Source organism: Streptomyces venezuelae (genome assembly GCF_008642375.1).
Taxonomy (GTDB): Bacteria; Actinomycetota; Actinomycetes; order Streptomycetales; family Streptomycetaceae; genus Streptomyces; species Streptomyces venezuelae_G.
This window is the reverse complement of record NZ_CP029194.1, coordinates 8159173-8172863: the sequence shown is the minus strand read 5'-3', so window position 1 is coordinate 8172863 and position 13691 is coordinate 8159173. Positions and strand designations below refer to the sequence as shown.

At 74.9% G+C, this 13691-nt stretch carries 9 protein-coding genes and 2 pseudogenes; 7 read left to right on the top strand and 4 right to left on the bottom strand.

Translation table 11 applies throughout. The features are described 5' to 3' along the window. Window positions 1-27: 27 nt before the first annotated feature. Window positions 28-2160: a DUF4139 domain-containing protein gene (locus DEJ46_RS37170; RefSeq protein WP_150273461.1), complete on the top strand. Its 2133-nt coding sequence runs from the start codon at window positions 28-30 to the stop codon at window positions 2158-2160. An 8-nt stretch (window positions 2161-2168) separates the two neighbouring features. Continuing rightward, window positions 2169-3731 carry a DUF4139 domain-containing protein gene (locus tag DEJ46_RS37165; RefSeq protein ID WP_150273459.1) on the top strand — a complete coding sequence of 521 codons (1563 nt, stop codon included), beginning with the start codon at window positions 2169-2171 and terminating at the stop codon, window positions 3729-3731. A gap of 327 nt (window positions 3732-4058) precedes the next feature. On the opposite strand, the pseudogene DEJ46_RS37160 reads toward DEJ46_RS37165, so the two are convergent. Further along, a pseudogene (locus DEJ46_RS37160) lies at window positions 4059-4284 on the bottom strand (helix-turn-helix domain-containing protein); the annotation flags it as partial. Window positions 4285-4409: 125 nt separating this feature from the next. Next, a pseudogene (locus DEJ46_RS37155) lies at window positions 4410-4903 on the bottom strand (AMP-binding enzyme); the annotation flags it as partial. A gap of 46 nt (window positions 4904-4949) precedes the next feature. Between DEJ46_RS37155 and DEJ46_RS37150 the strand changes: the two are divergent. The 3 genes from DEJ46_RS37150 (at window position 4950) to mgt (ending at window position 8774) form a co-directional block, all read left to right on the top strand. Continuing rightward, window positions 4950-5561: a TetR/AcrR family transcriptional regulator gene (locus tag DEJ46_RS37150; protein WP_150273458.1), complete on the top strand. Its 612-nt coding sequence runs from the start codon at window positions 4950-4952 to the stop codon at window positions 5559-5561. A gap of 86 nt (window positions 5562-5647) precedes the next feature. After that, window positions 5648-7303, top strand: a complete 1656-nt coding sequence (locus tag DEJ46_RS37145) for an acyl-CoA dehydrogenase family protein (protein WP_150273456.1) — start codon at window positions 5648-5650, stop codon at window positions 7301-7303. Between the two features lie 259 nt (window positions 7304-7562). Then, window positions 7563-8774, top strand: a complete 1212-nt coding sequence (gene mgt, locus DEJ46_RS37140) for a macrolide-inactivating glycosyltransferase (RefSeq protein WP_150273455.1) — start codon at window positions 7563-7565, stop codon at window positions 8772-8774. Between the two features lie 69 nt (window positions 8775-8843). Here the strand turns inward: mgt and secD are convergent, their stop codons facing one another. Together secD and DEJ46_RS37130 are read right to left on the bottom strand one after the other, a co-directional pair. Beyond that, window positions 8844-11174, bottom strand: a complete 2331-nt coding sequence (gene secD, locus DEJ46_RS37135) for a protein translocase subunit SecD (RefSeq protein ID WP_150273453.1) — start codon at window positions 11172-11174, stop codon at window positions 8844-8846. 144 nt (window positions 11175-11318) lie between these two features. Next, complete coding sequence (locus DEJ46_RS37130) at window positions 11319-11789, bottom strand: hypothetical protein (RefSeq protein WP_150273451.1); 471 nt, start codon at window positions 11787-11789, stop codon at window positions 11319-11321. A gap of 189 nt (window positions 11790-11978) precedes the next feature. On the opposite strand from DEJ46_RS37130, the gene DEJ46_RS37125 reads away from it, so the two are divergent. Next, window positions 11979-12779, top strand: a complete 801-nt coding sequence (locus DEJ46_RS37125; RefSeq protein WP_150273449.1) for a maleylpyruvate isomerase family mycothiol-dependent enzyme — start codon at window positions 11979-11981, stop codon at window positions 12777-12779. 160 nt (window positions 12780-12939) lie between these two features. Next, a complete protein-coding gene (locus DEJ46_RS37120; RefSeq protein ID WP_150273447.1) occupies window positions 12940-13683 on the top strand; it encodes a lysophospholipid acyltransferase family protein in 744 nt (247 codons plus the stop codon). Window positions 13684-13691 lie beyond the last annotated feature (8 nt).

Below are 13691 nucleotides of genomic sequence, written 5' to 3'. Positions count from 1 at the left end.
GCATCGACGCGGCGGGGAGCGGAGCACATGGCGGCTGGGGAAGTAGGGCGGTGGGGGTCGGCACTCGACTCGGTCGTCGTGTACGCACAGGGGGCGGTCTGCGTCCGCCTCGCCCGGGGTTCCGTGCCCTCCGACGGCCGGATACGGGTGACGGGGCTGCCGCGCTCGATGGACCCCGGCTCCCTGCGGGCGCGCGTCCGGGGAAGCGGCCACGTCCGGGTCACCGAGGCCCGGGTGGAGGTCGAGGCCGAGCCGCTCGGCACCGGGGCGTCCGACGCCTCGCGGCGCGAGGTCGAGCTGCTGCGCGACGTGTACGAGGCGGCGCTGGGCCGCCGGGACCGACAGCGGGAGCGCATCGCCGAGGTCCAGTCCCTCCGCCCCATCGCGCCCGCCCGCAAGCGCGAGGATCCGCACCGCCGCGCCCCGGTCGACGCCTGGCTGGAGCTCGCCGACTTCGTCGACGGCCGGCTGACGGCGCAGCACGCCCGCCTCGTCGAACTGGAGGAGGCGCTGCGCGTCGCCGAGCACGAGCTGACCGTCGCCGCCGACCGGCTCGACCGCGCGTCCACCGACGCCCCGCCCTCACACGTGGAGACCTCGGTCTGCGCGGTCCTGACCCTCGACGTGACCGGTACCGGTACCGGTGACCCTGACGGTGAGGCTGACCTCGACGTCGAGGATGAGGTCGAGGTGGAGGTGGAGTACGGGGTGCCCGGTGCCGTCTGGGTGCCCACGTACCGTCTGCGCCACCGTCAGGGCGACGGCACCGGACGCCTGGTGCTGCGCGCCTCGGTCGCCCAGCGGACCGGCGAGGACTGGACCGGCGTGCGCGTCGCGCTGGCCACCGCCGATCTCCGTCGCCGTACGGACCTGCCGCAGCTCCGCTCGATCCGGGTCGGACGCCGTCAGGACGCCCCCGCGCCGTCCGGCTGGCGCGAGCCTCCGGCGGGGCTCGCCGACCTGTTCTCCGGTTACGACGCGGCGGGGCCTCGTCCGGCCGTCGGCGGGTCAGCGGCCTGGGGCGGGGCGGCCGTGGCCGTCGGCGGCGCACCCGGATCCGCTCCGTCACCACCGCCACCGCCGCCCGCGCCGTCGATGCCCTCGATGCCTCAGGGTTACGGCGGTGCTCCCGGCGCGCTCCCCGTGCCCGGCGGTCCGGCCCCTGGTCCCTCGCAGGAGCGGCAGCGCTCCGTCGGCGGGTCCTTCGCGGGTGCACCCGCTCCCCTGGCACGCATGGCTCCCCCTGCGCCCTCGGCACCCGGCGCGCCGGCCCCCGCGCCCGCCGGAGCCGCGCCGACACCCCCTCCGGCGCCGGTGAACGGTCCGCCGCGGCCGAGCGGCGCCGAGCTCGACTACGCCTCCCTCGTCCTGTCCGGCCCCGAAGAGCAGGGCACGCGCAGGGGCCGGCTGTTCCCCGACGCCCCGTTCGATCCCGTGGCGGCCGAGTACCGCCGGCGCGCCGAGGCGGTGGCCGCGCTGCCACTGCCCGGGCACGCCAGGCGGCCCCGCGAGTCGGCCGGTTCCTTCGACCACCGCTTCGACGCCGCCGCCCGCGCCGACATCCCCTCGGACGGCACCTGGCACACCGTCACCGTCGGCGAGATCCCGGTCGGTCTGCGGACCGAGTACCTCTGCGTGCCGTCCGTGGAGCCGACGGTGTACGCGACGCTGGTCCTCGACAACTCCACCACTCAGGCCCTCCTCGCGGGCCCGGTCGAGGTCACCGTCGACGACGACTTCCTGCTGACCGCCGCGCTGCCCACGCTCGCCCCGGGCGGAGTCCGCCGGGTCGGCCTCGGGCCTGCCGAGGGCATCCGGGTCACGCGGCGCACGAACGTCCACGAGTCGACCGCGGGCCTGCGCAACAACACCACCGTCCTCGACCACCGCGTCCATGTGGAGCTGGCCAACGGGCTCGCGAGGCCCGTCACCGTCGAGGTCCACGAGCGGGTTCCGGTCACCTCCGAGTCCGACGTCCGGATCGAGGAGCGCGCCGACTGGACGACACCCGCCGCCGACACGGGGGCCGATCGCCACGCACCGGGCACCCGCCTCTGGCGGGTCGACCTCCCGGCAGGCGCCACCACCGCCCTCGACGGCCGTTACGAGATCCGCATCCCGACCGGCAAGGCCCTGGTCGGCGGCAACCGCAGGAGCTGACACCCGCCATGTCCACGGACCCCAAGCCGATCCCCCTCCCCGTCACCGCCGTCACCTGCCTCGAGGACCGCGCCCATGTCGAGCGCTCCACCGTGCTCGACCTGGTGGCCGGGGTCCAGCGGCTGCGCCTCGGACCCGTCAGCGCGCTGGCCGTCGACCGCACCCTCCACGCCGAGGTGACCGCCGAGCGCCCCGCGACCGTCCTCGACGTGCGGATCGTCCGCGACTGGACGCCGCGCGGCCCGCTGCCGTCGGCCGACGACGACTCGGACCTGCGCCTCCGCGTCCACGCCCTCGAAGGCGAGCGGGTCACCCTTGAGCAGCGGCGCGACCGGCTCCGCGCCCGTCTCGACCTGCTCGGCCGCCTCGCCTCGGACGTCCTGCGGGAGATCGGCGAGGGTACGGGCCACGGGGAGAGCGAGCGCCCCCGCTGGGCCCGTGAGCTCGACCGGGTGGACGAGGAGCGCGACGAGCACGGTGAGCGACTCCGTACCGTCGAGGCCCGGCTGTCCGCCGTCATCGCCGAACTCGGCGCCTGCCGACGGGCCATGGAGCTCGCCGAGGAGGAGCCCGCCGAGCTGGTCGGTCACGTCGAGCTGACCGTGGACGCCTCGGCGGCCGGGCCGGGCACCCTGCGGCTGAGCCATCTCACCTCGTGCGCGCTGTGGCGCCCCGCCTACCGGGCCGCGCTCGACGGGGAGTCGCTGACGCTGGAGACCGAGGCGACGGTCTGGCAGCGCACGGGCGAGGACTGGTCGGACGTACGACTGACCCTGTCGACGGCCCGCTCTGCGCTGGCCACCGAGCCGCCCAGGCTCGGCGAGGACCGGCTGACGCTCAAGGACCGCTCGGCGGCGGAGCGTCGTACCGTCGACGTCGAGCTGCGCGAGGAGGAGATCGGGAGTCTCGGCCCGGTTCCGGTGCTCGGCCTGCCGGGGGTGGACGACGGCGGCGAGGCACGGGTGCTGAGGTCCCCCGCGCCGGTCTCGGTGCCGGGTGACGGGCGTGCCCACCGCGTGCCGCTGTCCGCGTTCACGGCGGGCGCCCACCGGGAGTACGCCTGCTCCCCCGAACTGTCTCCCCTGGTGACCCAGGTGGTGCGGTTCGACAACCTCTCCGGCCACGCGCTGCTCGCCGGTCCCGTGGACCTGGTCCGCGACGGCGGGTTCGGCGGTCGGGGCACGCTCGAGTTCACCGCTCCCGGCGCCCCCGTCGAGCTGGCCTTCGGCAGCCGCGACGACTACCGGGTCGTCCGGCGGGCCGAGGAGACGCGCGACACGACCGGGATCACCCAGCGGACCGTGGTCACGCGTACGGTCCAGCTGTATCTGTCACGGTTCTCCGGCCCCGGGGAGCAAGGAGACCGGGTGGTCGCGCTGCGGGAACGGATCCCGGTCTCCGAGGTCGCGGCGGTGGAGGTGCGCCTGCGCGCGGACGCGTGCTCGCCGGCGCCGGACGAGGTCGACGCCGAGGGCATCGTCCGCTGGGACGTCGCCCTGCCGCCCGGCGGGCGCCGAAAGGTCACCCTGGTCTACGAGTTGTCGGCGAGCTCCAAGGTCACCGGTCTCTGACCTCTCCGGTACCTCTCCGACGCGCGCGTCTGCACGGGCGCCCACCCGGGCGCCCTGTCGTCCTGCGGCCAGGCGTACGCGTCGAAGCCCTCCGGCAGCTGGGGCCTGTCCGGCGGATCAGGCCGGATCAGGGAGCGGGGCCGCGATCGCAAGGCGGAGGAGGGAGTCAGCGCGGTGGGGGCACCTCCCGTGCCCGAAGGGCTACGGGGGACGTTGGCGACCGACGACGACGCGGCGAGCGTGCGTGCCGGGCCCTGCGAGACCGGCATGATCCGGAAGACAGGCCCTAGGTGTATTGACCCGCAGCGTTGTTGACGCGGCTGATGGGCGTGGGTCCGTCGAGTGCGGTGTGGCAGCGGTGGTGGTTGTAGGTGTGGAGGAAGTCTGCCAGGCCCGCATCGCCTTCGGCCTTCCAACGGCGGACCCATTTGTGGGCCGTGGGCCTCGATATGCCCATCTCCGCGGCCACATGCGCGACCGGACGGCCGGAACGGACACGTTCGACCAGGATCCGCCTGCCGTGAACGGTCAGACGGGCATTACGGTGGGACACGAAGACCTCCGTGTGCGGTGAAGCCTAGACACCTCCACCACACCGGAGGTCTTCGCCATGATCAAGACCCAGCCAGCGTTAACAACGCTCGTGATCAATACACCTAGGGCGCGCAGACGTGGACCCTCAGCCGACCGCGACGGGTTCACGCCCAGTTCCGCCCGGAGCACATGCCTGGTGATCTTCCCCGAGGCCGTGCGCGGCAGGTCCGCCCGCAGGATCAGTTCGCGCGGGATCTCGTAGCGGGCGATCCGCGACGCGAGCCACTCACGTACGCCTTCCAGGCCGGGGGGTCGCGCCCTCGCGCGGCATGACGACGGCGGTCACGGTCTCGCCCCACGACGCATGGGGCCGGCCGATCACGGCGACGTCGAGCACGTCCGGGTGGCCGCGGAGGACTCCCCTCCACCTCCTGCGAGGCGACGTTCTCGCCGCCGGTGACGATGACCTCCTTCATCCGGTCCACGATCGTGCCGTAGCCGTCCTCGTCCGTCCGTACGACCCCGAGGTCGACGCCGGGCATGCCGCCGCGCCCGATCGCTCCGGCCTTGTCGACCTGCTCGGCCGGTGAGAGCGAGGCTCCGACGGGGCCCGTCTCACTCGACCTCGGCGGTCTGTGTGCCCCGGCCATGGCGGGAAGCTCTGAATGATGCTTCACTTCTTCCATGGCCTACCGCAAGACCCCCGCAGAGATTCGCCGGCTCGAAACCGCCCGTGACCACCTGGTCACCCGGGCGACCGAGGTCGTCGCCGAGGTCGGCTGGGCGCAGGCGTCCGTGACGGCGGTCGCCGACGCGGCCGGGATCGCGGCCGGCTCGGTCTACCAGCACTTCCCGTCCAAGGCGGCGCTCGCCGTCGAGGTGTTCCGGCGTGCCTCCGGGCACGAGGTCGAGGTCCTCGGCGAGGTGCTGCGCGCCGAGGGCGATCCCGTCGAGCGCCTCGCACGGGGCGTCGAGACCTTCGCCCGGCGCGCCCTGGAGAACCGCGGCCTGGCGTACGCGCTCCTCGCCGCGCCCGCCGAACCGGCCGTCGGCGCCGAGCGGCTCGCCTACCGCCTCCGCTACCGGGCCCTGTTCGCCGAGACGGTCGAACAGGGCATGGCGGCGGGGCTGTTGCCGCCGCAGGACGGGCGGATCACCGCCGCCGCTCTCACCGGGGCGATCGGCGAGGTCCTCGTCGATCCGCTCGGTACCCCCGACGAGGGCAGGACCGAGGAGCTCCTCGTCGAACTCGTCGCCATGGCCCTGCGCTGCGCGGGCGCCGCGCCGGCGCCATGATGCCGCGGAGCTCCGCCACCCACGACGGCTCCTCGGCAACGACGCACGCGCACTTCCTTCCACCACTCGCCACCTGGAGGAATCCGATGACCGCCACCGTCCCCCGCACCGCCCCGAGCGCCGTGACGCACGAGGTGACCAACCAGCCGCCGCCGCTCGCGGGCCACGACGTCGCCGACGACCCGGTGCTGATCGAGGGTGTGCGCCGGGAGGGTGCGGAGTGGTACCTCGACGACCTGCACCGGATCGGCCGGCTCGCGGGCAGCGAGGAGACGCAGCGCTGGGCCGAGGAGGCCAATCGGTACGAGCCCGTGCTGCGCACCCACGACCGCTACGGCCACCGCGTGGACGAGGTCGACTTCCACCCCTCGTACCACTCCCTCATGGACGTGGCGGTGAGCGAGGGCCTCGCCGGCAGCGCCTGGGCCGATCCGCGGCCCGGCGCCCATGTGGCGCGCGCCGCCGGATTCATGGTGTGGAGCAGCACCGAGGCCGGGCACGGCTGTCCCGTCTCCATGACGTACGCGGTCGTCCCGGCGCTGCGCCGCTCTCCCGAACTCGCCGCGCTCTACGAGCCGTTGCTCACGAGCCGGGTGTACGACCCGGGGCTGCGCGCGCCCGGCGGGAAGCGCGGCCTGCTGGCCGGGATGGGCATGACGGAGAAGCAGGGCGGGACCGACGTCCGCGCCAACACCACCACCGCCGAGGAGCAGCCGGACGGCACCTGGCGGCTGCGCGGGCACAAGTGGTTCACGAGCGCGCCGATGAACGACCTCTTCCTCGTCCTCGCCCAGGCGCCCGGCGGACTGTCCTGCTTCCTCGTGCCGCGGGTGCTGCCCGACGGCAGCCGCAACACCTTCCGCATCCAGCGGCTCAAGGACAAGCTGGGCAACCGCTCCAACGCCAGCAGCGAGCCCGAGTTCGACGACACCGTCGCCTGGCTCGTCGGCGACGAGGGCAAGGGCGTGCGCACCATCATCGACATGGTGACCATGACCCGGCTGGACTGTGTACTCGGCTCCGCCTCCGGTACGCGCGCCGCGCTCGCCCAGGCCGCCCATCACGCACGCCATCGGTCCGTCTTCGGTGCCCGCCTGGTCGAGCAGCCGCTGATGCGCAACGTCCTGGCCGACCTCGGCCTGGAGTCGGAGGCGGCGACCGCTCTCGCGCTGCGGCTCGCCGGGGCGGCGGACCGCGCCCAGCGCGGTGACGCCGGGGAGCGGGCCTTCCTGCGGCTGGCCACGGCGGTCGGCAAGTACTGGGTCTGCAAGCGGCAGCCGGCCGCGGTCGCCGAGGCCCTGGAGTGCCTCGGCGGCAACGGCTACGACGAGGCGTCCGGCCTGCCCCGCCTCTACCGCGACGCCCCGCTCAACGGCATCTGGGAAGGCTCCGGCAACGTCAACGCGCTCGACATGCTGCGTGCGCTGGCCCGTGAGCCGGAGTCCCTCGAAGCCTTCGGCGCGGAGATCGAGGCGGCCCTCGGGGCGGACCGGCGGCTCGACGCCGCGTGGCGCGAGCTGCGCGCGGAGCTCGTCCTCACCGAGGACGCGCAGCTGCGTGCCCGGCGGCTCATCGAGCGGGCCGCCCTTGTGCTCCAGGCTTCGCTGCTGGTCCGGCACGCGCCGGCCGCCGTCGCGGACGCGTTCTGCGCGTCCCGCCTCGCCGGCGACCGCGGTCTCGCCTTCGGCACGCTCCCGGCAGGAACGGACTTCGCGGCGCTGCTCGACCGCCTGCCCCGGTAGCCGAGGCCCGGCAGGGAGGCGACGGAGCCCTCTCCGGCAACCGAGGCCTATGCCTGGCCGACGCCCGAGCCGACGCATCACGCCCGGCCCGACGCGCCACGCCCGGCCCGTCAGCCCGCCGTTCCCGAGTGGCTCCACCGAACGGCAGTCCCGGCGCCCGCCCTTCTCGTACGGGGGCGGGCGCCGGGGCCTCTCCGGCCGCGCAGACCGGACTTCACGGCGGTCAACGGCACGTATCGCCGTATCTAGGGTGGCCGGCATGACCCCCGCTCCCCCCGCCCACCTGGCCATGTTCTCGATCGCCGCCCACGGACACGTGAACCCGAGCCTGGAAGTCATCCGTGAGCTCGTCACGCGCGGCCACCGCGTCAGTTACGCCGTCCCCGCCCCGTTCGCCGAGAAGGTCGCGGAGACGGGGGCCACGCCCGTCGTCTACGCCTCGACGCTGCCGACCGACGACGACCCGGACGCCTGGGGCACGGAGCTCATCGACCACGTCGAGCCGTTCCTGAACGACGCCGTGCAGGCCTTGCCGCAGCTCGCCAAGGCCTTCGAGGAGGACGTGCCGGACCTGGTGCTCCACGACATCACCGCCTACCCCGCCCCCGTCCTCGCCCACACCTGGGGCGTGCCGTCGCTCTCCCTGTGGCCGAACCTCGTGCCGTGGGAGGGGTACGAGGAGGAGGTCGCCGAGCCGATGTTCGCCGAGCTCAAGGCGTCGCCGCGCGGCAAGGCGTACTACGCGCGGTTCGAGGCGTGGCTGGCCGAGCACGGGGTCGACACCCACCCGGACCGGCTGATCGCGCGGCCGAGGCGCGCGCTCGTGCTCATCCCCCGGGCGCTCCAGCCGCACGCCGACCGGGTCGACGAGTCCGTCTACACCTTCGTCGGCGCCTGCCAGGGCGCCCGCGCCGACCAGGGCGAGTGGCGGCCGCCGGCCGGCGCGGAGAAGGTCGTCCTGGTGTCGCTGGGTTCCTCCTTCACGAAGCGCCCCGAGTTCTACCGGACCTGTGCGGAGGCGTTCCGCACGCTTCCGGACTGGCATGTCGTCCTGCAGATCGGGAGGTTCGTCGACGCCGGCGAGCTCGGCGAGCTGCCGGGGAACGTCGAAGTGCACTCCTGGGTGCCCCAGTTGGCGATCCTGCGGCAGGCCGACGCGTTCGTCACGCACGCGGGCGCGGGCGGCAGCCAGGAAGGTCTGGCCACCGCCACGCCGATGGTCGCCGTCCCGCAGGCCGTCGACCAGTTCGGGAACGCCGAGGTGCTCCAGGCCCTGGGAGTCGCCCGGCACCTGCCGATGGAGGACGTCACCCCCGAACGACTGCGCGAGGCCGTACTCGCCCTCGTCGGCGACCCCGAGGTGGCCCGCCGGGCGGCCAGGATCCAGGAGGACATGGCACACGAGGGCGGCACGCACCGCGCCGCCGACCTGATCGAGTCCGAGCTCGGCCGAGGCCCGCGGCGCGGCTGAGTTCCGGGGGGTCGGCGGCTCGGCTCCCCGAGCTCCCCGAGCTCCCCGAGTTCCCCGGGGTTCGCGGCGTCAGACCACCGCGCCCGTGCGGTCGCGGTCCCGGCCCGTTCCGGTCCGCTGCCGCGGAGCGGTCTCGCCTCGCGGCGCGGGGGCCGGGTGGCGGGACTCCAGAGAGACGGCCAGCGGCATCGCGGTGAAGACGGTGGACGCCATGCCGAACACCACTCCGGCGAGCACGGCCACGGAGAAGTCCGTGAGCGAGTCACCGCCCAGGACGGCCAGGGCCACCAGGACGAAGAGCGCGCCCATGCCGGTGTTGACCGTGCGCGGGAGGGTCTGGGCGACGGCCCTGTCGGCGAGGTCGGGGAGCGGGACGCCGCCGCCCCGGCGCCGCAGTTCGCGCAGCCGGTCGAGGACGACCACGGAGTCGTTGACCGAGTAGCCGACGACGGTCAGCAGCGCGGCGAGGAACACGCTGTCCACGGGCCTGCCCAGCCAGGCGAACAGGCCGACGACCAGCAGGACGTCCTGGGCCATGGCCGCGACCGTGGCCGCCGCGTACGTCCAGCGGAACCGGGCGGTCAGGTAGAGGAGCTGGGCCGCCACCGCGAGACCGAGGGCGATGAGGGCGTGGGTGCGCAGCTCGCCGCCGAGGCTCGGGCCGATCAGGTCGTCGCGCTCCACGGCGACCGGTCCGGCGACACGGCCGAGCGCCTCGCGGATCTCCTGCTGCTCGTCGTCCCCGGTCTCCCGGGTGCGTACCGAGACGGATCCGTCGCCGGTCGTCTGGACGACGGCGTCGGAGAAGCCCGCGCCGACGACGGCCTCGCGTGCCGTGTCGGCGTCCACGGGGCGTTCGGCCGTGTACTGGACGACCCGGCCGCCGGTGAACTCGACACCGAGCTCCAGGCCCCGGACGCCGATCCCGGCCAGAGCCACCATCAGGAGCGCGGCGCAGCCGGTCAGCCAGCTGCGGCGCCGGGCCATCAGCCGGGGCACTCGCCGGTTGAGCCGCTTCCGCAGCCGGCCGATACCGGCGATGCCGGTGATCGCGGGCCGCCGGCGCACTGCGGGCAGCCGCAGGGTCCACTCCGCGAAGAGCCTGGTGATGACCATGGCCGTGAGCATGGAGGCGACGACGCCGATCGCGAGGGTCACGCCGAAGCCCTTGACCGGACCCGAAGCGAAGACGAAGAGCAGGCCGGCCGCGAGCAGGGTGGTGACGTTGGAGTCCGCGACGGCGCTCCACACCTTGCCGAAGGCCGTCGCCACCGGGCGGCGCGGATCGCGCGCGGCGGCGGGGCGGCCCAGGGCCGCGTACTCCTCCCTGGCCCGTTCGAAGACCAGGACGTTGGCGTCGACGGCGATGCCGACGGCCAGGACGAATCCCGCGAGCCCGGGCAGGGTGAGGGTGGCTCCGAGGGCGACGACGGCGGCGTACGAGATCAGCCCGTACAGCAGGAGGGCGAGGGTCGCGAGGAGGCCGAGGAGGCGGTAGACGACGATGACGAAGACGCCGGTGCAGGCGAGGCCGATCACGGCGGCGAGGGCGCTGGCGCGGATGGCGTCGGCGCCGAGCGTCGGTCCCACGGTGCTCTGCTCGACGGTCGTCACGGGCACGGGCAGCGCGCCGCCCTGGACGAGCGCGGCGAGGTCGCGGGCCTCCTCGCCGGAGAAGCCTCCGGTGATCTGCGCGGAGCCGCCGCCGATGCCCGACCCGCACGGCACGCCGGACTGCATGGCGGGGGCGGAGACGATCCGGTCGTCGAGGACGATCGCGACCCTGCGGGCCGGGTCGCCGGGCGCCGCGCAGGCGGCGTCGCCGGTGAGCCGCGCCCAGGCGCCGGCGGCCCGGTCGCGGAAGGAGAGGTCGACGGTCCAGCCGCGGCCGGTCGCGGTGTCGAGGACGGCCTCGGCCTCCTCGACGCCCTCGCCGGTGAGGGCGGGTGCGGCGAGGGCGAGGAAGCGGCCCGGCGCGTCCGGGTCGGCGAGGACGCGCTTGCCGTCGGCGGCGGACGGTCCGGCCGGCCCTTGGGCGGCGCCGGTGACGGCGTGGAGGGTGAGCTGCGCCGTTCGGCCGATGACCTCGGCCGCCTGGCGCGGGTCGCGCAGGCCGGGGAGTTCGACGACGATGCGACGCTCGCCGGAGCGGACGAGCGAGGGTTCGGCGACGCCGAGGCCGTCGACGCGCTTGCGCAGGACCTCCAGGGCGCGGTCGGTGGCCGCAGCGTCGGCGCGGACGGAGGGCGTGTCCCGGGTCTCCAGGACGATGCGGGTCCCGCCGCGGAGGTCGAGTCCGAGACGGGGCGGGGTGGTCAGGGTGATCCAGACGGAGAGCGCGACGACGGCGAGCGCGAGGAGCGCGCGCCAGAGGACGGCACGCGAGGACAAGGAGGACATGGGTGACTCCACGGGCGGCGCACGGTCGGCAGGCCGCCACCTGGTGGGGCCCTGCCGTCCGTGCCGGACGAACGGTCGGATACGCGCCGACGAAGGACCGGTCCGGGACATGCCGATGGCCCGGACGGCGGGCGCGGGAGAACGTCAGCTGTGCCGGGGAGCAGGGGGGCCGCGGGAGTCCCGCGGTTCGTGGCGGTCGCCGGGCGGCGCGCGCTCACGACGGGGATCGCCCGCGAGGAGGCCGCGTGCGGGTACGGAGAGGTCGGGCACCGCGGCGGCCGGCCCGGCGGGCGGCACCGGGAACCGTACGGAGTGCTCGACGGCCGCCGGGAGTTCGGCGACGGTGTCGGACGCGAGTTGCGGATCCGGCGGCGCGATGGGGCGCTTGGCGCCGACGTGCGGGGTGTGGGACACGGAGCCGGTCGACGCCGTGTCGTGCGCCGCTTCGGCCGGCGCCGCGTCATGCGCCGCCTCGGAGCACGCGGATACGGATACGGAGACGCGTGCGGGGGCGGGTGCCGCCTGGGCGCTCGGCGTCTGGAGCAGGAGCAGGGACCACAGGGCGCAGAGGACCACGGTCAGGAGCGCCGTGAGCTGTCGCGCGGCACGTACCACTGGTTCCGCCCCCTCTCCCGTACTCCGCTGTCTCACCGTCACGTGTGTGCCGGGGCCTCAGCGTAGACGAGGCAGCGGCGAGGTGAGCCCGCAAGAGGCCACTTTTTGATCTTGCCGGAGCGGATCGCCCGCCGCGGCGGACGTGAAGATCGCTGTCCGACGGTCGGGTCGCGGCGATAGGGAGTCAGCGTGACTACACCGCTTGAGTTCGCCGTCCTGCTGCGCCTGATCGACGAACGGTCGACCGCCTTCCGCGCCGCGGTCGCCTCCGCGCCCAGCCTCGACGTGCAGGTGCCGACCTGCCCCGAGTGGACGCTCTTCGATCTGGTGCGGCACCTGGGCGAGGGGCGCCGCAAGTGGGCCGGCATCATCGCCCCGGGGCCTGCCGACGCTCCCCCGGCCGGGACCGCTTCGGAGGACGCCCCGGCGGTGCCCCTGGAACGCGAGGCCCTGCTGGCCTGGTCGGCCGAGTCGACGGAGCAGCTGCTGGGCGCCCTGCGAGAGGCCGGGCCTGATCGCGGCTGCTGGACGTGGTGGGGCGGGTCGCAGTCGCCGCAGACCAGCGGCGCCGCCGCCCGCCACCGGCTCCAGGAGATCGCGGTGCACACGTACGACGCCCAGATCACCGTGGGCGCTCCGCAGCCGCTGCCGGTCGAGGCGGCGCTCGACGGTGTCGAGGAGTTCCTGAGCACCTGCTGCGCCACGACGGCCGCCTGGCCGCACAAGCCCGCCGCCGTCGACTTCCACGCCGCCGAGGTCCTCTCCTGGTGCGTCTCACTCTCCGCCGACGGCGCACGGATCAGCCGGCTCCCCACGCCTCGCACGACACCCGTCGCCGGCGAGGGCCGGGACGCGGCCGACGCCTCGGCCAGGGGCACGGCCGGCGATCTGGTCCTCGCCTTCTACGACCGCATCCCGATCGACTCGCTGCAACTCGACGGTGACCCGGGCCTGTTCGAGCTGCTCTGGGCGTGGGAGCCGGAGACGTAGGGCCTCCGGCCCTCTCTGCGCGAGCGCGGCCCCGACCACCGTGCTGTCCCTGGGGTGCCGCGCGCACGGCGGATGAGTACGCGTGCTCATGTCGGCGCCGCGGGGACTCGCGACGATGGTCCTGTTCACCGCTTCGTCCTCGGATCCAGGGGGCCCGCCCGTGCTCAGCCGTCTCGCCGCGAACCTCGTCCCGTTCTTCGGTCGTCTCACCGTCACGACCGACCCCGGGACCCGTCTCGAACCCGGCAGCATCCTCGTCGTCAACCACACCTCGCTCGCCGACCCGGCGCTCGTGCTCGCCGCGCTGCGCGGGCGGCTGGCCGTCGAGCCCGTCCTGCTGGCCGCCGCGGGCCTCTGGCGGATCCCGCTGCTCGGCCGGGCCCTGGCCCGCGAGGGTCACGTGCCGGTCCACCGGAACTCGGCGCGGGCCGCCGCCGCCCTGGACCACGCGGCGGTCGCGCTCGCCTCCGGGCGGCACGTGATGCTGTACGCGGAGGGCCGCATCCCGCCCCGCGGGGACGCCGGGGAGAACCCGCCGGAGCTGTTCCGCACGGGGCTCGCGCGGCTGGCGCGGGCGACCGGGGCGCCGGTCGTCCCGATCGGACAGGCCGGCGCCCGCCGGATCACCTCCGGCGGGCGCACGAAGCAGATCGCCGGGGTCCTCACGGCGCCCGTCCGCCGACCCGGCCTGCACGTGCACATCGGTGCGCCGATCCGGCTGCCCGAGGACGTGGCCGCGGCGACCGCCCTGGCCCACGGCGCGGTGACCGAGGCCTGGCGGACTGCGGCGGGGGCTCTCGGCGAGCCCGCAGCTCTCGGCGAGCCGGCAGCGCCCGGCCACGGGGCTCCTCGCGTCACGCCGTCGCGGCCCGGGTGGCGTCGGTCGGTCCGGCGCCGGGGCTGACGCGCACG